General features: G+C 39.0%; 16 protein-coding genes. 8 read left to right on the top strand and 8 right to left on the bottom strand.

Annotated features, from left to right (window positions below; genetic code table 11):
* Positions 1-134 precede the first annotated feature (134 nt).
* Both folB and LC115_13720 read left to right on the top strand, forming a co-directional pair.
* On the top strand, positions 135-509 hold the full coding sequence (folB, locus tag LC115_13715) for a dihydroneopterin aldolase (protein MCZ2357725.1): 375 nt from the start codon (positions 135-137) through the stop codon (positions 507-509).
* Positions 506-1,654: a DegT/DnrJ/EryC1/StrS aminotransferase family protein gene (locus tag LC115_13720; GenBank protein ID MCZ2357726.1), complete on the top strand. Its 1,149-nt coding sequence runs from the start codon at positions 506-508 to the stop codon at positions 1,652-1,654. The genes folB and LC115_13720 overlap by 4 nt, the downstream gene beginning before the upstream one ends.
* Positions 1,655-2,093: 439 nt before the next feature.
* Here the strand turns inward: LC115_13720 and LC115_13725 are convergent, their stop codons facing one another.
* Together LC115_13725 and LC115_13730 are read right to left on the bottom strand one after the other, a co-directional pair.
* Positions 2,094-2,432, bottom strand: coding sequence for an RNA-binding protein (locus tag LC115_13725; GenBank protein MCZ2357727.1), 339 nt, complete (start codon positions 2,430-2,432; stop codon positions 2,094-2,096).
* A 435-nt stretch (positions 2,433-2,867) separates the two neighbouring features.
* Positions 2,868-3,845: a cytochrome c gene (locus LC115_13730; protein MCZ2357728.1), complete on the bottom strand. Its 978-nt coding sequence runs from the start codon at positions 3,843-3,845 to the stop codon at positions 2,868-2,870.
* A gap of 502 nt (positions 3,846-4,347) precedes the next feature.
* On the opposite strand from LC115_13730, the gene LC115_13735 reads away from it, so the two are divergent.
* The 4 genes from LC115_13735 to LC115_13750 all read left to right on the top strand — a co-directional run bounded on the left by LC115_13735 (position 4,348) and on the right by LC115_13750 (position 7,204).
* A complete protein-coding gene (locus tag LC115_13735) occupies positions 4,348-5,361 on the top strand; it encodes a hypothetical protein (GenBank protein MCZ2357729.1) in 1,014 nt (337 codons plus the stop codon).
* Positions 5,362-5,546: 185 nt separating this feature from the next.
* Positions 5,547-5,912, top strand: coding sequence for a hypothetical protein (locus tag LC115_13740; GenBank protein MCZ2357730.1), 366 nt, complete (start codon positions 5,547-5,549; stop codon positions 5,910-5,912).
* 9 nt (positions 5,913-5,921) lie between these two features.
* The gene (locus tag LC115_13745; GenBank protein ID MCZ2357731.1) at positions 5,922-6,716 is read left to right on the top strand and encodes a thymidylate synthase; all 795 of its coding nucleotides are present in this window, start codon (positions 5,922-5,924) and stop codon (positions 6,714-6,716) included.
* Positions 6,713-7,204 carry a dihydrofolate reductase gene (locus tag LC115_13750; protein MCZ2357732.1) on the top strand — a complete coding sequence of 164 codons (492 nt, stop codon included), beginning with the start codon at positions 6,713-6,715 and terminating at the stop codon, positions 7,202-7,204. The genes LC115_13745 and LC115_13750 overlap by 4 nt, the downstream gene beginning before the upstream one ends.
* Here the strand turns inward: LC115_13750 and LC115_13755 are convergent.
* Both LC115_13755 and LC115_13760 read right to left on the bottom strand, forming a co-directional pair.
* On the bottom strand, positions 7,201-7,791 hold the full coding sequence (locus tag LC115_13755; GenBank protein MCZ2357733.1) for an NUDIX hydrolase: 591 nt from the start codon (positions 7,789-7,791) through the stop codon (positions 7,201-7,203). The two genes, LC115_13750 and LC115_13755, sit on opposite strands and share 4 nt — an antisense overlap.
* Positions 7,788-9,353, bottom strand: coding sequence for an OmpA family protein (locus tag LC115_13760; GenBank protein ID MCZ2357734.1), 1,566 nt, complete (start codon positions 9,351-9,353; stop codon positions 7,788-7,790). Before LC115_13760 ends, LC115_13755 begins: the two co-directional genes overlap by 4 nt.
* Positions 9,354-9,550: 197 nt before the next feature.
* Here LC115_13760 and LC115_13765 point away from each other — a divergent pair, with 197 nt between their 5' ends.
* Together LC115_13765 and LC115_13770 are read left to right on the top strand one after the other, a co-directional pair.
* The gene (locus LC115_13765) at positions 9,551-10,417 is read left to right on the top strand and encodes a hypothetical protein (protein MCZ2357735.1); all 867 of its coding nucleotides are present in this window, start codon (positions 9,551-9,553) and stop codon (positions 10,415-10,417) included.
* Entirely contained in the window at positions 10,414-10,968 is a 555-nt protein-coding gene (locus tag LC115_13770) for a hypothetical protein (GenBank protein MCZ2357736.1), read from the top strand. Before LC115_13765 ends, LC115_13770 begins: the two co-directional genes overlap by 4 nt.
* A 31-nt stretch (positions 10,969-10,999) precedes the next feature.
* Here LC115_13770 and secG read toward each other — a convergent pair whose 3' ends face one another.
* From secG to LC115_13790, 4 genes are all read right to left on the bottom strand, one after another.
* Positions 11,000-11,356 (bottom strand): preprotein translocase subunit SecG, encoded by a 357-nt coding sequence (gene secG / locus LC115_13775; GenBank protein MCZ2357737.1) that lies wholly within the window; start codon positions 11,354-11,356, stop codon positions 11,000-11,002.
* 48 nt (positions 11,357-11,404) lie between these two features.
* On the bottom strand, positions 11,405-13,132 hold the full coding sequence (locus LC115_13780) for an amino acid permease (GenBank protein ID MCZ2357738.1): 1,728 nt from the start codon (positions 13,130-13,132) through the stop codon (positions 11,405-11,407).
* A gap of 79 nt (positions 13,133-13,211) precedes the next feature.
* Positions 13,212-18,122: a hypothetical protein gene (locus tag LC115_13785; protein ID MCZ2357739.1), complete on the bottom strand. Its 4,911-nt coding sequence runs from the start codon at positions 18,120-18,122 to the stop codon at positions 13,212-13,214.
* A gap of 131 nt (positions 18,123-18,253) precedes the next feature.
* On the bottom strand, positions 18,254-21,129 hold a 2,876-nt coding region (locus LC115_13790), incomplete at its 5' end, for a gliding motility-associated C-terminal domain-containing protein (protein ID MCZ2357740.1).

Raw genomic sequence — 21,129 nt, forward strand, 5'->3', positions numbered from 1 at the left:
CAAAGGAAGAATTACAGCATTTATTAACACCAAGTCTTAAAAATACTACTTAATGCTGCGTAACATCAGTTAGTAAGTTTTTTATACTTTTGTGCGTTATAGATAAAGTTAATTTTTCAAGATACATTTATTCTATGGTCGAAGAACAGTTTGCCGGCTATGGGCTTATTGCTATTGAGGGTGCTGAATTTTATGGTTTTCATGGGCATTTTCCCCAAGAACGGTCGTTAGGTGGAAAGTTTGTGGTGGATGTTTATTTAACGGCTCCGGTTATTCCGGCAAGCCAAACCGATTCCTTGCAAGATACCGTTGATTATGTTCAAATATATTCTTTAATTCAAGCTACAATGTCAAAACCGCGTAAACTATTAGAAACCTTAGCGAATGAAATTGGAAGCAATATTTTACAAAGATTTTCTACTATAAAGTCCGTTCGGATACGAGTAAGCAAGGTACAGCCGCCATTGCAGGGAATTTGTTCACGCACTTATGTAGAGGTTGTGCTATGAAGATTCCGTTTCACCGACCTTTGTTGGGTTTAGAAGAATCTTTGGCCGTTTCAGAAGTGCTACAGAGCAATTGGCTAACAACCGGCTCTAAAACAGCCGCATTTGAAGCCGCTTTTAAAGAATATCGTCAAGCACCGGTTGCAGTAGCAGCAGCATCGTGTACTTCCGGCCTCTTAGTGCTGTTAAAGTCTTTAGATATTCCCTCGGGTAGTGAAGTTATTACTACGCCCTACACTTTTGCAGCCAGCATTAATGTGATTATTCAGGCCGGTTTGGTTCCGGTGCTGGCAGATATTGCCCCTGGAACATTGCATTTAGACCTTGACCAAGTACAGAAATGTATAACCCCCCGCACACGAGCTATCTTGACGGTTCACGTAGCCGGATTTACCCATAGAATCCTGGAACTAAGTCAAATAGCCCAAGCACATAACCTGTTGCTAATAGAAGATTGCGCCCACGCCATAGAAATGGAGGTTCTGAATAAACCGGCTGGCCTGTGGGGAGACGGCGGCGTATTCAGCTTTTACCCAAATAAAAATATGACTACCGGAGAAGGCGGCATGATTATCTCCAAACATATTACCTTAGAAGCATCTCTACGAATATGGAGAAATCACGGACTTAGTCTCGAACCAATTCAAAGACATCAAAATAGCATCTGGAAACAATACGATATTTTAGCCCCGGGATACAAAGCAAACCTGACTGACATACAGTCTGCTATCGGGTTAGTACAACTTCAGAAATTACAAAACTCGTGGCAACGCCGAAAATATATATTCGACCGACTGAGTAATATCATAGATAACATAGAGGGTGCTTCACTATACCAGCCGCCACCAGATTGTAAATCAGCCTATCATTTAGCTATCATACACTTAGAAAAAGAACGCTTTCAGCACCCAATTGATTATTATTACCAAGAATTTTATCAGCACGGCATACAATGTTCTCGTCATTTTAAGCCGGTTCACTTATTCAGCTATTATCAACAGTATTTCGGAGATAACGGTAGAAGTTTTCCAGTGTCAGAACAAACCTTTGATAGGGTAATTACCTGGCCGCTTTTTCCTGCCTTAACAGACTTAGAAATAGCTTTCTTGGAAGATAAACTTCAATTGGTTCTAACTACTGAATCTTAAAACTCACTGCAATAGGGATGTAGAGTTTTTAGGACGAGTATTTGTATTTCTGAATGAAACTTTGTTATTAGAGTATAGTAGAATCAGGAAGCCGTAATTTTCATTTTTCTTAGAGAGTCGCGAGTTTCCTAACTAACCCTTAACTTCTAATTCAGACATTGGCAACTAACAAAATTTTGCCCCCTAATACATTGATTTATAGTGCTTAGTATATTTCTATGTACAGTTACTAATGCTGATTTTTTTACTACTGAAAGGGATATAAGGTAATTACTTTTGATGTGGCGAAAGTCTTTTGGATTTTCGCCACATCAATTCAGGGGCTTCACACTTAAAAGTACGAAGCCCCCCTGAATCGTTAGATAAAGTTTTTTACACTATTTAAAACTTAGAAACGGATTGATATTATTAACTACCTTGTTATCCGTTTTAAAGTTAATTAATAGCGTTTTTTATTATAGCCTCCGCTACCACCGCCGCCACGGTTGTTGAAACCGCCGCTATTACGCTTAAATTCACCTCTGTCGCTTCTTTCTGTTTTAGGGCGAGCTACATTAACAATGATTGTTTTGCCTTCGAAGTCGGTTTCGTTGAGTTCGTCAATAGCCTTCTGTGCTTCTGCATCATTTGGCATTTCGACAAAACCAAATCCGCGTGAACGCCCAGTCTCTCTGTCTGTGATAATGTTAGCAGAAGTTACCTCTCCGTAACTTGCAAATAACTCCCGTAAGCTCTCAGTGCTTGTGCTGAAACTTATATTTGAAATGTAAATGTTCATTTCTTTGATTTTTGGTTATGGTTTACAAAATATGATAAAATTCTTAGTAATAAGGAGTAGCTTTACAATTCATGCTTGAAACAAAACTAACAGTTAATAGCCTATCCTCATTATCAAGGCACAAAAATACCTAAAAATAGATTGAAAAAATACATAACTCAGAAATATTTATGTACCAACTATCTGAAGCCTTTTTGGTATGAGTATAAGAATAGCAATGAAGGGTATAGATAATAATGTTAAATATATGATAATCAGAACACTGCAAACAAATAGTGGTATCAGAGATATTGAGATTTTTTATGTATAATTTATGAATCAAATAGACAAAATCTCTATAAATCTGTTCAAATAAGTGAGTTTTGGCCTTATCTAAAGCGCAAAAAGCGGGTGCGTTTTGAGAAAAAGAAACTCAAAACGTGTTTTAGGGTAAATTTATTTTGCTGGAATAAATTTCTCCACCTGATTATTTACCGGTTTTAGCGTTTGTAGATAAGCAAATATAGCCTCCAAATCCGCCCTATTCATGCCTGAATACATTGTCCACGGCATTAACGTTTGAAATTCATTAGGAGCAATTTTTGGGTTTATATGAGAACTATCAGCATAATTTTTGAACTCATTAATAAATCGTTCGCTTGTCCAAGTGCCAAGTCCTGTATTTTTATCAGGAGTAAGGTTTGCTGACCTAACTATAGATCCATTTGGTAGCTTAAATTCAAAACCTCCTGCATATAATTCTCCGACAAATTCACCTTTATCTTGTTTGGTATGGCAGTCCATACACCCTGCAGCAGTGATCATATATTTACCATAATTGATTTTATCTGTTTGAGGCGGAATACTACCAAAGGTTGGTTTTTTAGGAATAGTATTGATGATAAAATTCATCGGAAAATCAGATGATGAGATTTCTGTTTTATTTTCAATTGATTTTAGGTTTCGGATATATGCAATAACGGCTTCTACATCTTTTTTATCAAGCTGTCCGTATAGATGGTGTGGCATAACCGGAAATAACGCTCTGCCGTCTTTTGATACGCCTGCTGTTACAGCCCTGAAAACTTCACCATCGGACCAGTCTTGCAAATGATACGGTGTAATGTTCGGTGCGATATATTTTCCGGGAAAACCCAGTTTTTGGTCAAATATTTCTCCGCCTTTTCCTTCAGTGCCAGCAATCATAGGGCCTGAAAACAAACTCCAGTCGCGCGTAGAATGACAGTCCATACAAAGCATCACATGATTAGCGAGATAGTTTCCCCGTTCAAGTTTTGCCGCAGTTATCTCTATTTTCATGTCTGGCGCAGGGCCAACATTAGGCAATGCAAGTTTTAGATACGATAGAACCCCAATTACTATTACAAGAATAATAATCAAAAAGTAGCCTGAAAATTTTAATATTTTTTTCATAAAACAGTTTTAATTAACAGTTAATCAAACATAAGGATAGTTCTAAAAAATCTTTTTAAATTGATTTGAAGTAAAGCGTAAAATCCTATTACTAATTTTCTCAAACCAGAACAAATATAACGTGTTTTTTGGTAATTCAATATTTGAAAATCATTTTTTTAAATATTATTTATCTATTTATCAGGTATTTAGTTTTATGACATTTAAGTAAAAACAACTTGCTTGTAGCGGAATATTTTGATGGCTTTCTGCTTTATCAAATAATCCTTTATTCCTTGTTTATATCGTGGTGCTGTTGTATATTTATTGCTCATAAATATACAACAATTAATTTATATATTATTTTAGTTATCAATTAGTTATTAATAGTCTAATTAGTAGAAATCCTCCAAATAATTCATCCAAAACAATGAACCATCATATTATATTTAAGCTATTTTTTTTCTGTTTCTTGTCTTTTATCGGCTTTTGCAGCTATGGGCAAATAGGTTATGAGAAAAAAATGTTCGATGAAATTAATTCTTTCCGAACAAGCCCCAAAGAATACTATTTGAAACACAAAAGCTTATTTCAGCATATTCAAGGTGTGGATAATCTTTTTGAGAAAATACCGCCCTCGCCCAAAATAATTTGGTCAGATTCTTTATTTCGGGAGGCAAAAGCTGAAGGGAGTTCTAATAGCCGCAATAATGGGAGTTTTGCCAAGAGTTTTTGTGGCTACGCCGGCTTTAGTACAAACGACAAAAATCCGGATTCTTTAATTAATAAAGTTATCAGAGAAAATTTTACCACTTTTTTAAGCCCTGATTATACCCATATCGGGATTTATAGTAACGAAGTAACCTACTTTAACGATAAGTATAAGTCTATTCACGTTTTTATCGGAACTCACTGCGATGCTGCTAAAAAGCAATTTGAATTTTCATGGAAAAAAGTTCCTGAAACCTTAGCTGCGGTAGATATGAAACGCATCAACACCGCTGCTAATGAAAAATATCTGGCTGAAAGTGAAAAAGAAATGATCAAAGAGATAAACTTTGCCCGATGCTATCCGGCAATTTATGCTGATATTATTGCAAATTACTTAGTTAGCGAAGGAAAGACTTCTTTTGACACGTGGCTCGCCGGTCAAGAAATCGTAGAGATTCTGAAGAATCTAAAGCCCATGAAGCCACTACTTCCGGATAGCCGCTTATATCAATGTGCTAAGAATCACGGTCTTGACGAAAAAAAACGTGGATATATGGGGCATACCGGCTCTGATAACTCCAGCCCGTTTGACCGAATCAGAAAAGTATTGGGAAGCAGCTATCTCGATGGGAGTGAAAATTTAGTAGGTGATTCCAGCCCCCGAGATGCCGTCATCGCACTTTTAATAGATGGCGGAATCGCAAGCCGAGGGCACCGTGAGAATGTCATTAAACTAAATTGGACACACGTCGGCTGCTATTTCGTAGGTACTGTCGACGATATGCCCGGATGTTATGTGCAAAACTTTGCCGAAATAAAAGAATAAAATCTTGAACCCTTAACAGAAAAAACATCATTATTTTCTCTTTCATCGGTTTTAAAAATCTGATTTTCTCCTATTTTTAGCTATCTTTGTTTCTCCAACAATAAAGATATTTACTTTTATGCCCAACTTTTGTAGCCTAAAAGTTTTTTTCGTTTGTCAATAATATTTATATATAGGAGTGTTCTATGAATCCGGTTTTTCCAAAGTTATTATACTTTACTTTTTTGTTTGCCCTGACCATCGCTGCAGGTAACTATTTTGTTTATAAAAAGAGTTCAGAGGTTTGGATTTGGGTAGGTGCTATTTTGGGGATAGCATTAGCTTCTTGTGCTATTTATTTTATGGCTTCCAATTTTGGCCGGAATGTAGCCCTTCATCGGTTTAATTTTACTGGTTTTTGGGGGATTATACATGTAAATACGACTATTTTGATAGTTTCTGTAGTGCAGTATTTTACCAATAGACGTTGGTTTCCGGGCTTGCTTTACACTGCATTAGCAGTTATTCAGTATATCATTCTTGGATTACTTTGGTTATATTATGCTCGTTAATAGTTAGTTATGAGGCAGTATCAAGATTTGTTGCACTTAATTCTTGATTCGGGCAATCAAAAGCATGATCGCACAGGCGTAGGCACCTTGAGTATTTTTGGGCATCAGTTACGCTTTAATTTAGCTGATGGTTTTCCGCTACTTACTACCAAAAAGATTCATTTTAAATCCGTTGTTTATGAGTTACTTTGGTTTATTCGGGGAGATTCCAATATTCAGTTTTTGCGTGAAAATGGAGTTACGATTTGGGATGAATGGGCTGATTCTGACGGAGATTTAGGGCCTGTTTATGGTGTTCAGTGGCGTAAATGGCAAACGCCAAATAGTGGATCAATTGACCAACTCGCAACCGTTATCCATGAAATCAAAACCAATCCCAATTCCCGAAGATTACTTGTTAGTGCTTGGAATGTTGCCGAACTTCCCAGTATGGCTTTACCTCCTTGTCATATCTTATTTCAGTTTTATGTGCAGGATGGCCGGCTATCCTGCCAAATGTATCAGCGTAGCGTAGATGCCTTTTTAGGGCTTCCATTCAACATAGCTTCCTATGCACTTTTGACCCATTTAGTAGCCCATGTTTGCGGCTTGAGTGTGGGTGAGCTAATCCTCTCATTAGGAGATACTCATCTTTACTTAAATCATATAGAACAAGCAAATACACAACTTACCCGTGAATGTAGAGATTTGCCTACCTTAGAACTGAACAAAGACGTTATCCAAATAGATAAATTCAAATATAGTGATATTTTGCTATTTGGCTACGACCCGCATCCGGCTATTAAAGCCGATATTGCTGTATGACGGAACTTCGCTGGATATTAGCCACTGACCAACAGGGAGTTATCGGAATCCAAAATAAACTGCCATTTCATTTACCGGATGACTTAAAGCATTTCAAAAAACTTACCACAAATGGGGTGGTTTTGATGGGGAAAAACACCTTTCTTTCGATTGGAAAGCCTTTGCCTAACCGAACGAACATAGTTTTATCCAAGACCTTGCAACCCCAACCGGGAATAACTTTAATTCGTTCATTAGCAGAAATAGAGCAATTCAACTTTAAGGTTGTTTGGGTAATCGGGGGCTGGCAAATATTTCAAGAAACTTATTTAGACAGCAGGTTATCAGCTATTTACCTAACCCAGGTTCATGCTCGGGTAGTAGGTGATGTATTTTTTGATACAGCAATTTTAAATTCTTGGAAACCTATTCAAACCGTATATCATCCGCCGGACGGAAAGCATCTATATGGATTTAGCTTTCAGATTTGGGAAAAAGCTATTCATTAGTAGTTATTTTTTTGATGCTTTTGATAACCCTGCTGTAGCAGTAGCTGGGTTTTAAGAATACCGGCTACCGACAAAGAATCTGTAATAGAGCCTTCTAAAACCATTTGAAGTGCTTGCGAAAAGTGAACCTTTTTGACTTGAAGTTGCTCTGTTTCTTCGGGTTGTGCTGTACCGAATTGAATGTCTGTTGCTAAAAAGATGTAGGCTTCTTCATTCGTAATGGAGTTAGAGAGGTGCATGAATAGGATTTGATCATAATGTTGAGCAATGAGTCCTGTTTCTTCGGAAAGTTCTCTTTTCGCTGTTTCTATAAGTGCCTCGTGCTGCGGGCATCCGCCAGCCGGAATCTCCCAAGAATAAATACCCAAAGGATACCTATACTGCCCAACCAGCCAAGTATAACCATCTGAATCCAAGGGAATTACACCAACTGCATAGTTTTTAAAAGAAACAACGCCATACATACCCGGCTTTCCGCTGGGGTTTGTAACCTGATATTCTGTGATCTGTATCCACGGATTTTCGTACATTAATTCGGCAGTATGTGTTATCCATGGGTTTTCTTCTGCAGGGTTCGTGTGGCTCATAAATTGGTTATTTTTATCTCTACCCGACGGTTTTTTTGTCTGTTTATTTCCGAATCATTCGGAGCAACCGGTTGGGTGCTGCCATACCCAGCCGATGTAACTCGGTTGGGTTCCACTCCTTTTTGGAATAACCATTCCACAACAGTTTTGGCTCTATTTTCCGATAAAGTTTGATTTGTATTTGCATCTCCTACATTATCCGTATGCCCCATAATTTCGATGGTTAGATTTGGGGTGATTTTCATTAAGTTGTATAAACGCTCTAATTCAGGAATAGAATTGGGTAAGAGGGAAAAACTATTGGTAGGGAAAAATAGGTTTTTGAGTTCAATAATGCCTCCTATTTCTAATGGAACTAAGTATAAGTCTCTTTCTGTGAGTTTGTAAGAAATCAAACCGGCTCCATTTAGGTTTTCAGAAACGGCATAATATCCGGGTGCTTCTGCCTGAAAGGCATATAACTTGCCGGCGGGCAGAATAATTTGATAGTCTCCGCTATCGGAAGAAGTGCTTGCTGAGCCTATTTCGATACCTTCCGGCAGGTATGAATAGGTAATATTTGCTTGAATCGGTTTATTGGTTTTTTTGTCTCGAACATGGCCGCTGACCAAAAATACCGGTTTAGGGCGAAATTCTGCCGGTATCGGCACACGAAATATATCCTTTAACCCAATTGAACTATCGGTAGAAACCAAATAGGCATAATCTGCTTTTGCTGAAAATTTAAAGTAATAATCATCTCCCTGCGTATTAATTGTTTGGCCTAAGTTTACTGGTTTAGACCAGTTTGCCCACGTATCGTCTAAGCGGCGGCTCATAAAAATATCATCTCCTCCAAAACCACCGTTTCCATTGGTTGAATAATATAAAGTGATATTATCTTGAGCTAAAAAAGGTGTTGATTCAGAGCCTGTTGTGTTAATGTTACCCATATTCTTAGGTGTTGTCCAGACTTTTTTTTCTTTATCGAAGAAACTTACATATAGGTCTTCGGCTCCTTTACTATCTTCACCTTCTATGGATAAGATAAGCGTTTTTCCGTCTGCTCCTAAGTCTGCTGAAATAGAAGATTCAGCTTTGTTGGTATATTTTTCAAATTTTAGTTGTTCTGGATAGCCCCATGAAAAAGTTCCGCGTCTGGAGATGGCCAAGTCTGAGCCGCCGGCTTTTTTACTTTTTTGGTACAATAAAAGTTTAGTTCCATCTGGGGTAACAGACATCACAAAGTTACATTCTGCATTGTTGAGTGGCGGCCCTATGTTCACAGCTGGCTGCCAATTACCTGTGGAATCCTGTTTAGAAACATAAATATCTTGGATTCCATAGCCGTCCGGCCTGCCCATACTCCAGAAATATAATGTTTTTCCGTCTGCTGAAATAACGGGAGCACTCTCGTCAAATTCTGTGTTAATAGCATGTCCTACGTTTTCTCGCTTTAACGACCCTTTTTCTTTGTAGGAATAACGCTCTGAACCTCCTCCGGAATATCTATCTGCTACTTGGGGCTGCGCGATAGCTAAATATACATAGGAAAATACAAGTAGGATAATCGCCTTGTTCATAACGACTTTTAAATGCAAAAGTATTACAAAAATAGCACCAAATCTAATTTTTAAAGCGGAGTTTCTGCACGAATTACCGAATATTTTCCATAAACACCCAATTTTTTTGTGGGTAATATCATTTTATCGGTAATTTATTTTGATGAACTTAAAATTGATATTTAGTAAATTTTTTAGTTACTTTTGTCAAATTTACTATGCAAACTACCGCAGAAAGAGAGTTGGAATCCTTATCGCCGGATCAGCTACAAGATTTTGTAACTGCCGAATTAGATTACTTTAGTCAAGCTGAATATTACCAGCCGGATGCCGATAATATTCGGCGGATATTTAAACTCATTCATGCCTTACTATTTTTGGAATTCTACGAAGAAGCTATTCAAAAAATTCATCAAGCAGAAGAAATAGTTTATGCTTTTTTAGAACAAACCCCCAACGCTACGGATGCAATTGACTTTGCAGCCGAGTGGAATCTTTTGGCGATGCGGTTTACGGCTTTTAGCAAAGATGAATTTAAGGATTACCCTTATTTCAAAGAGATTGTAAGATTGTATGCAAATCACCCAAGTGGATTTCATATTCAGATGGTTCACGGATATGTCAGTTTAATTCTTAATTATCAAACATGGAAAGACAAAGGAGGCGATGTTTCCAAACTTTCTGAAAACCAGTATCAAGAATTAGAAACCTTGCTGAATAGCTATCCCAAACAGTTACAAGAGCTTATTCAAGAGGCTCATCATGCGGGCGATATTGAAAAAGAGGTTTTACTCAACCGTGCAGTAGCGCGTTATGCAAGTGCGGCCAATAACCCCAACTTAGCTATTTCTTGCCTGCAAGCCTTACTCAATATCTTGCCGCAATATACGCAGCATATTCCCAGCGATATTGCCGATGTAGATATGGAAATTGCTATGATACTCGTTAATTACAAGCAATATAGTCAGGCAAAAAGATACTTTGAGCAGGCTTTTACTGGCTATCAAGCACTTGGTGAAGATTATGAATTATTTGCTGCGCAGGCAGAAGGCTGGATTACTGAATGTACTAACAAATCTCGATGATGAAATACTTATTTTGGGGCATTTTTTCCTTAATGCTAAACAGCGTATTTTCACAAAATACTAATATCAAGTATGAAATTCTGAACGTTCCCTTTTTTAAAGATGGCGGAACTATCTTCTTTGCAATAGACAAGGCTTCCGGCCAAATATATTTTCAGCGCGACTATGGTACCAATGCCGGAAAATGGATTCCTTTCGCCTCCCCTATTCCCCAAAGCGAAAAACATGAATATACTTTTAAGCTATACGATAAAAGCGCAGGCCACGATAAGGAAAATCTTGAGATTGTCTTTATCGCCTTAGATAAATTTAATGGGCAAGTATATTACCTCATAGATAGCCAAAACGCCGTATGGAGTCCCTTTGGCTATCCGATCAGGACTGAAAATTCTCCGACTTTTACTTTTGATATACGAATAGAAACCACACAGGGGATTACTTATTTTGCCCTGAATGAAATAACTGGCCAGCTTTACTTTATGCCAGATTACGGTTTAGACTCCGGAATCTGGAAACCTTACGGCTCAACTATTTCGGTTGATAAAAAGTAAATAAACAGTTTTGAATAACAGAAAAACGCTGTTATTCGTTTGGATTTTGGGTTGGTTGAGGCTGGCTGGAAGGAGTTCCGGGGCCATTTTGGGGGTCAGTTTTAGGTGCCCCCACATACCCACCCATACGTAAGCCGGTTTTAGTCTCTTTTTGATTGCCTCCAATCGTGAAATTGGCAATAATTATAAGAGCAGCTAAAGCACCAACTAAATACCAAGTGATTTTATGAATAACCTCACCGGACTGCCGCGCACCAACTATCTGATTTGCAATGTTAGAAACACCGAAGCTGCTGTTAATTCCCCCGCCCTTACTGTTTTGAACAATAATAACCAAAACCAATACAGTGCATACCAACACAATTAAACCAACTAAAACGTAATACATTTCTGGATTTTTAAACGAACAGGCCGCAAAGTTAATAAATTACTCTACTTAGGAAAGTTTTTGAGTGATTTTTGTTCGACTATTATTTACGCCGTATAAAAAATAAACGCTTAACCCTATCAGCAACCAAATACCAAAGCCAATCCAGTTTGAAAGTTTAAGCTCCGTCATCAAATAAAAACAACTCAGGAGCCCTAAAATTGGTATTGCGGGCAATTTTTGCCTAAATGATTGAATTGTAAGACTGATAAATAACACTACAAACATCCAAAAAGGGATTTTATGCCAAAAAGTACTTTGAATATCATCGAGAGAAAGTTCTTTTTGCCAGAAATCTGGGTTCTGCCAATGTACAAATACTAAAATAGCAACTGCAAGCGGGAGCAACACATAGCGGGCATCTATAAAAGGAGTTTTAAACTTACGTTGCTGAAAAGCGGGGTCATTTTGTAGCCGGATAACCCCTCCGCACACTAATACAAAGGCAAACAAAGTACCAATACTTGTAAGGTCAGTAACCTCCGTTAGGTTAAAAAAAAGTGACGGGAGTGCGACTAATAGTCCAGCTACTATGGTAGAAAAAGCAGGCGTTTTAAATTTTGGGTGTATTTTGGCAAAAATTGGCGGTAGTAATCCGTCCCTACTCATAGCCATCCAGATTCTGGGCTGCCCTAATTGAAATACCAACAAAACGCTTGCCATAGCTACTACGGCAGAAACTCCAATGATACCAGATATTTTGGACATCCCATGGTGCTCAAAAACGTAAGCCAATGGATCACCTACTTTTAATAATGAAAAAGGTATCATACCGGTTAGTACTAAGGAAATAAGAACATATAATATAGTGCAAATAATCAGGGAAAGAAACATACCACGCGGTAAATCTCGCTGCGGGTTTTTGCATTCTTCGGCTGTGGTAGAAAGCGCATCAAAACCAATATAGGCAAAAAACACCGCTGAAACTCCTTTCAAAACTCCACCAATGCCGTTGGGAAAAAATGGAGACCAGTTTTGGGTATCTACATAAAAGAAACCAACTATAATCACGCCGATAATAACCGTTAGTTTAATTGCGACCATAGCATTAGAAGCGCGTTTGGATTCCTGAACACCTATATAAACCAATGTAGTAATAATTGCTGTAATAAATAGCGCCGGAAGATCCATAATAATATGTAAACCAAATAGTTGTGGGGCGTTTAGCCATGCCTGATAAGCAGCTTGTAGGCTTTTATCAAGTGATAAAAGTTCTTTTCCTACCTGAATTTCTTTCAGCACTTGTTCATAGCCGCTTTGGGCGGTTAGGTAATCCATAGTCCAATAGTCTGGTAAATGAATGTTGAGGGCAGGGTTAGCTAACAAGCTTGTAAAATAATCTGACCACGAGATAGCTACTGCGATATTTCCAATGGCATATTCCATCAGTAAATCCCAGCCGATAATCCACGCAACGAGTTCACCAAAAGCTACATACGCATAAGTATAGGCACTGCCGGCAATCGGCAATACAGAGGCAAATTCTGCGTAACACAAGGCTGAAAAGCCGCAGGCAATTGCCGTAAAAACAAATAATAGGGATACGCCAGGTCCACCTTCAGCGGCAGCATTTCCAATGGTAGAAAAAATACCCGCTCCAATTATGGCTGCAATTCCCATTGCCGTTAAATCTATTGTTGTCAGGCTCTTTTTTAACGCCTCTTTATCGGTAGTCTTTTCACCCGTAGTGATAATTTCCTGAACAGATTTACGCCGCCATAATTTAGCCCATAGCATACTCATAAAAACAGTGTTTCAATCCGCAAGTTATTTAAAAAATAAACCATACAGCGGCAGGCTTTAGACTTCTTATGTTTTATTCTTTAAGTATGTATTTTTTGACGAATGTTTCTGTGAACTTCTCTTTGTCAGCGGTAGTTCCCAATAGTAGTTCAAAGGTTTTTTTATTCGGGTCTTGCTTCCGTTTTGAGAGTTTATCTACTTCTATACCAACTAATTCGTTGAAAGAGCCTTTGTTTTCAAAAGGAGTAACAATTTTTAGCACGTTATCTGCAAATGTGCAATAAACCCAGTTATCTTCATCAATTTCAACATACATACGAAGTGTATCTGCCAATGTTTGCCCCGTAGGCAGTGCTTTACCAATGGTATATTCGATTTTTGCGTTTAGCATTTTATTGATGGGTACGCCGCCAATACCTACTAAGCCAACCGGTTCACTAACGTAGAAGGTTTTGAATTTATCCTCCCAAGTCCATTTTAAATCTGAAAATAAAAAGGTGAATGGCAAGTCTTTAGCAATTTTTATATCTTTGATTGTCCGCATTTTATTGATAGAGGTTACAAAGGCTTTTGTTTTTTCCTCCGTTGGGTCAGCGTCTCCGATAAGTTCTGCTATAGATTCGTGGGTAATTCTGGGGGTATAGTCAATATCTGGGCTGTTTAGGGTTAGGGCGGTAAAGAGGTCTGATAGTTTTAGGGTTACTCTTTCCGGTAACACGCTAAAATTCATACCCATACAGACATTGAGTTTTACTTCGCCTTTGGTTTGGTCGTCTCGCCAGATACCGGCCATTTTGTATGAGGCTGTATTGGGTTCTAAGTGATAGGGAACGTTAAAAAATCCTTGCGAGGTGATAACTCTGGCGGAATCGTCATAGCTAACTACCGGTGTGCGGAACATTTCCTGGATCAGTTTTTTCTCTGTTCCGATTCTAAATTCCTTTGTAGCTCGGTCAAATGTCAAACCGCCTTTTGCTGTTAATATATCGGTATCTTTTCCAGCTTTTCGTTCTTGCAAAAAGTTAGAGTAAAACAGCCTGCGTTCAGGGCCGTAGTGCAACCCTACGGTTAGCTCGGCATTGGTTTTTCTATTTCGAGGATTATTGATGGGAATGTATATCGAATCAGGGTTCACAACGCCGTGAAATTCAAACCAAGAATCTGATAAGAAAGTATTGGAAGACTGTATCCGAACGTCTCCTGAAAAATACATATACTTTTGCCCTGCCGTTAACAATACTGTGTCTCTAAAATAGATACGCTCCGTAATAAAGAAATTTTGGGTTTGTGGAATAACCGCGAGAGCTTCCGTTGTAGTGTCTGACTTTACATGAATATCATTGAACCGGATAACCTGCTGCTCTCCATTGACTACGATGTAGTTGTATTTAGCTTCGCCGAGATATTTATATTTTGAGAGAACTTCAATTTTTCCTTCATAAAATTGATGATATTTCGTTTTAATGTTAGCCTCTACGCGAGCGTTCCTAAATTTATCCATAAATCCATCGGAGCGTATTTTAACTTTTCCGCTATCAGGCATTATTTTGGCATCTGCTACGTAGATATATTCTACACCGTCTATGGATATTTCTTTTTTCTCGGTATTGTAAACAGCTGAAGTTGCGGGGAACGTTAAGCCTTCTTGTTTTGGGTCTGTAGATGTAAAATAGTTTTTATTTTGATAAACGCTATTAGCGGTCATGCTAATTTCATTTGTGTTTTTGTCATAGATACCTTTTCCGAGAGAGGTTTTATAGTTAAGTTGGGGGAATTCTGAATTTAGGCTATCAACGGCACTTACTTTTGATTCAAATTCTGAGCGGTGATTTGCCATGTTATATTTAACCTCGCTTTTTTTAGCGATAAAATGGGTAATTCCCGGGTCTTTTTTGTCTGCTACACGAAATGTAGCATTCGGAGCGGTAAAATCCATTTCGTTGATATTCATATCGTTACCTTCTATTTCGATTTCACCGACTTTCATAAGTCCGGATCCTTTTACGCCGAGAGGCGTTATGATAATTTTTCCTTTAAACTTAGCTTCGCCGGCAAATAACTCAATATTTTCGTCTTTGGTGGTTAAAACGAGCTCATCACGTTGAGTGTACCATTTATAGTCCACAATTCCGGCTTTGATTTCGGGATATTTAGTTCCTTTATAATTTGTTTTTGGCAGATAAAATTTTCTGGTAACTGCCATAACGGAGTCAAAATGAAATATAAAGGAGTCGCTTTCGGTGGTAGTAGCTAAGTAGTCAATTTTTCCGTTGCCGTGAAAGGAATCTCCGTTCATTTCAACTTGGCCTTCATAGAGTTTCCCTTTTCCTTTGTAAATGGGTTCACCGTTAGTATCTGTTTTTTTAACGATGCCATAAGTGTTGTCTCCAACGGGTTTTAGGGTGTCTCTAAAACTATTCATAATGCCATCGGCATAAAATTCCCCTTGGAACTCTAAACTTCGGATGTCAAAATTTTCTAAGCTATCTAAAACGAACGGGTCTATTTCAAATTTCAGGCGATATTCCTTAGAGGCGGGATCTCGACCATAAACTCCGTTTTGAATGGCAGAGTCTCCCCAATATACATAAGATAGTGAATAGCAATCGAATACAGGGTATTCGGGATGTGGTTTTAAGCTACTTTTGTTGTTCGGTTTATTGATATAAACAGCTCCGATAATGTCTTGGATGGTGAGTTTTTCGAGGGCTTTGGTAAGGTTAAGATAAGCCTTGCTGTTATTTTTCTTGGTTTCTGGGTCTCTACGGGGTCTGAATTTCAGGGAATCTAAGGTGTCGCACATGATTTTGTAGTTATCATATTCAAAGTTAAACTTCCCGTAACCTTTTCCATATAGGTTTATTTTTCCGGCATGAACAACTCCGCCCATATTGAAATTTCGGTCTTCTCTGATAAAGACTTTTTCGTCTTGTGGTAATAATCTGACGAACTGGGAGTCAGAAAGTGATATTTCTTCAACACCATACATTTGAATGATTTTACTTTCGTAATTCATGTCGGCGTGATTACCGGCTTGTACATTGGAGATGATTTGGATAACATCATAATCTTTATCGCCTTTTGCGGCGATAGCCCATTTTCTGAGTTTGGGGAGGATTGTTATGCGTTCTGTTTTTTTATCAAAGCGGACGTATCCGGAGCCTTCTAAGTCATTGAGAGCTTCCAGAAATTTGGGTCTTTGGGCTTCTTGCTTAAAGTATTTTAGGAATCTATCTACATAGATGATGCGCATATCTGCGGCGCGGTTTGCTTCTTTTTGTGCTTTTTCTTCTTCGGCTTTTTTAGCTTCTTCTTCTAAGCGTTTGGTTTCTTCGGGGTCTGCTGCGGGGTCGGTGTAGGTTTCCCAGCCTTCGTCTTCGGATTTTTTGCGTTCTTCTTCGGCTGCCATTTTAGTTTCCAAGCGCTTTTCTCTCAAAAGTGCCTTTTCCCGCATCTCGGTTTCATAGCGGTAGAGCAGCCCGATTGGGTTAAATGCCACTACGTTCTTAAACTGCCGAAAACGTTCTGCCCTAAAGTAGTCATAAGATTCTACGGCAGCAAATTTGTTTTCCTTATCTATCAGTGCCGAAAATTCTATTCGTTTTTTCTTTGCATTAAACTTAATTGCGTCAAAATAAAGTCCGTAATTATGGTACGAACTCAGCATCGGCTGGTGGGAAAATGGATTTCTCGGATCTTTGTAGAGCAGTAAATCTCCTGATTCAACAGTATAAACAACTTTTAGAGATGGGTGGGTTATAGAATCTCCATTAGGAAGGTATAAAACTACGCTGGCTACGTCTGTTTCCATTTTTTCAGGATTTAGGGCAAATTCATCCGACTCTAATTTTAATAAATCAAAGCCTGAATATTTGTCTTTAATCATCAAGCGAGCAGGTTCATCTTCTGTTCTGGAACCAACTTTGGTAACGCCGCGCAAGGAAAAACCTCCGGTATAAGTAACATTCGGAATAAAATTATTAATCGTCAAACCTCCTTCATCGCTTCTGAAATATGGATATTTTGCATCTTTAATATTCTGATAATGAATGATTTTTTCTTCAAAATGGCCTTTAAGTGTTTTGTGTAAAAAAGTGTTGTAATGAAACACAACGCTATCGGCAGAAAAGGCGTTAAGGGATAAGTTGATATTAAAAACGTCAAAGGTGCAATAAATTTCTCTTGGGGGTAATCCCAAGCGACTCCAATTATATTCCCCGCCTTGTCCCTTGAACCTTCTGGTAATCAGGTTGTATGAACCTTTGGTGTTGTAAATACCGGTAGAATCTGTTTTTGAAGCATAGAGTATATCGGTATTTGAAAAACTCATTGACGGGGCAAATGCGGTGTATTCAATTGTAAACGGACTTCCAAATTGATCGACAGTGTCTTTGGTAATCACATCGTGTTTAAGTTGTAGCCGTGGGTCTTTTTGGGTAAATGCCCAACTAAACTGGCTGGTTTCAAAAACAATTCCACGCTGAACCATCTTTTGTAAGTTAATAATTACGTTCATAAACTCCCCTACGTTCAAATTTGCAAGACAAGAATCTGTAAGCATAAAAAACTGCTCCGTAGGAATGCGAAGGCGAGAATCAGGGTCTTTGATTGCCTTTAAACACTTTGTGTAATTAACTATATCTGGAATTAGACGAAAACTTTTCGCTAACAACGTATTTACCCGCTTGATAAACTGGGTTTTATCTGCTGCGGTTAGGTTACCGTCATCCCAATAGCTATAAAATTCCTTAGAAAAGACTTGCACTTGGTCATTTTTGTAATTATCTAATCTTTTTCTAAACTCAATTTTAAATTCATCGTGGTCAGTTGGGAAATCGGTAGGGCGCTGCGCAAAACTTTCAGTTACGCACAGCAATAAGCCAACAAGAAGAAACCTATAAATGCGAACAGCGATCATGAAATTAGCCTCAATAGCCAGAACTTGGGCTTCGAAATTACAAATTTTTAGCGAATAGTCTATCACTATTGGGTAATTTTTCGATAACAATATTCCCCCAAAGCCGCCGGATACCTCATCAAATACCTTTTGCAGGTTTTTAATGAGGTGATCTTCCCAGCTTTTCCATAAAATCCAGATAGTTCAGGAGCAGTAACTCACCTGATAAGAGTTACTGTTCCTGCGCGGATTTCAAATTCATTATTACCGACAAATTTAAACCGAATGCGATAAACATAAACTCCTTCCGGACAGTCTTTTCCGTTTTTAGTTCCCGGCCAGCCGCTGTTAATATGTTCTGCGGTATAAACTTCAACACCCCAACGGTCATATATCTTGAAGCTAATCTGGTCTATACTAACCCCAAATGGCAAAAACTCGTCATTTCTTCCGTCTCCATTAGGCGTAAATGCATTTGGAATATACAAAGCAGGCTTAATATCTGATGCAAAGATATAGTGGGCAGTAGTATCCAAACAGCCTAAATCATTGGCAGCAACTAATACTAAGTTGTACATTCCGGGTTCCATTAGATAGAAACCATCAGGGTGCTCTACCCGAATCGTATCTCCTTTTCCTTCAAAGTACCAGCGATATTGGGTAGCATTTCTTGAATTGTTATGAACCGTCAGCATAAAAGGTACTTCTACGGAATCCATTAACGGATAAAAATCAGCAACAGGTGCAGGCCGAACCAAAATTTCTACTGAATCTTGAGCCGTACAACCGGTGGTAGTGTCCAAAATTGTAACTGTTAATCTTGTAGAAACAGTATCAATAAAGTTAGGGGACGATGAAGTGGGGTTATCCACCGCCTGTGTAGGTTGCCATTGAACAGTATATCCCTGACTTCCAGAAACTTGTAGGTTAATATGGGCTTGTTCTCCTATACAAATCTGTATAGTATCTAACAAATTTGTGGTGATTTTTTCAACCGTAAATTGCTGGGTAGTTCGGCTTGGGCAAATTCCGATTCCTAAATCATAAACTACTGAATGGGGGCCAATAGTATTCGGAACAGGAAAAGGATTATTTGTAGGAATTCCATCTAACCAGAAATAGCCTCCAGGAATTATTGGCGTTAGCGTAATTATCTCTGTATCCCCTGCACAATAATGTGTTTGTAAACCACTGAAAGAAGCATCTTGAGGTTCAATAATCCTAACAACTTGGCTGTCTATTGCTGTCCCGCAGACTTCTATAACGGTATAGTAAATTGTATAACTTCCTGCTACTAAGCCAGTTGTAGTAAATTGATTTCCAGTAACATTTACCCCACTAAAGATACCGTTAGGCGGAGTTCCAGCTAAGGCTACTACTCCTTGGGTAACGCAAATGCTATCTGGTAGGTCAAGCATTGAAGCCGTTGGGGCAGGCCGTACGAATACAGTATCTGTAACGGTTTGGCTTCCACAAAATCCCGCAACTTGATATGTGATAACATAATTTCCGGAAGATAACCCCGAAGGGTTAAATTGATTTCCGGTGATGCCATTTCCACTTAAAGTTCCTCCAGATGGGGATGCTGTAAGGCTTATTGGGCTTGCAGGCGCACAAACTGTATCCGGCAGCCCTAAAATAGCCGCTTGTGGGTCTTCTACTATGCGAATGTTTCGGCTTACTTGTTGTAAACTACAGCCGTCTGCATATTCATATTGAATACTATATTGTCCGGGCGTTAAACCTACAGGAGAAAATTGATTTCCGGAAATACCAGAGCCGCTAAATATTCCTCCAGATGGAAAACCCGTTAATGAAACAGTTCCGCCTGCAACACAAATAGAATCCGGCAATCCGGAAAATGTAACCGTAGGTATAGCCCGAATAAACACAGAATCTTGTACATCGTAACTGCCGCAATTTCCGCTACCAAAGTAACGTACCAATACAAACCTATTGCTACCTAAGGCTGTAGGGTTAAAAACGCTGCCTGTATTACCGTCAATTTCAAAAGTTCCTCCCGTTGGAGTTGCTATTAAAGTAAAGCTATTGAAATTATAGCATACTGTATCCGGAAGTCCTAAAATTTGGGCGGAAGCAATGTTAGTTAGTAAAATCGTATCTAAAACAGAATAAGAACCGCAAATATCCGTTCCTGTGTAGGTTATAACGACTTGTGTGCCTGCTGACAAGCCGGAAGGATCAAAAACGTTACCAGAAATACCTGATCCTGAAAAAGTTCCCCCTGTAGGAGTCCCGCTTAAAGTTATGGGCGGATCACCCAAACACATAGAATCAGGAAGCCCCAGAATAGAAGCATGAGAAAGCTGCGAAACAACAACTTGTGTGCTGTTTGTAGCGGAAGTACACTGTCCAACGATTATCCGCACATAATACGTACCAGCCATTAAAGTAGTCGCATTTGAAATACTTGGATTTTGGCTTGTAGAAGTAAAACTGTTAGGTCCGGTCCAGTAGTAAGAAGCTCCTGAAACGGTATTAGTTGTAAGGTTAATACTTTGTCCTTCACACACAGGGGAGTTTGAACTTGGGTTAGGTGTTGCCGGAATAGGATTTACCGTAACGATAACAGCAGCCCGCGCGCTGGTGCAAGCACCGGCGTAAGCCTCCACATAGTACGTTGTGGTAGCAGAAAGTGCTGGTGTTGTGTAAGTTGCACTATTACCTTGTAGCAAAGTGCCTCCTGTGGCTGCATTATACCAGTTAAACTGCGCGCCGGAAGGTGCAGTAGCCGTTAAAGTAGCCGTAGAACCGGAACATATTGTGGTTCCACTTGCCGTTGGTGTTGCCGGAGCGGGATTTACCGTAACGATAACAGCAGCCCGCGCGCTGGTGCAAGCACCGGCGTAAGCCTCCACATAGTACGTTGTGGTAGCAGAAAGTGCTGGTGTTGTGTAAGTTGCACTATTACCTTGTAGCAAAGTGCCTCCTGTGGCTGCATTATACCAGTTAAACTGCGCGCCGGAAGGTGCAGTAGCCGTTAAAGTAGCCGTAGAACCGGAACATATTGTGGTTCCACTTGCCGTTGGTGTTGCCGGAGCGGGATTTACCGTAACGATAACAGCAGCCCGCG

This window comes from Bacteroidia bacterium, assembly GCA_026932145.1.
Classification (GTDB): domain Bacteria; phylum Bacteroidota; class Bacteroidia; order J057; family JAIXKT01; genus JAIXKT01.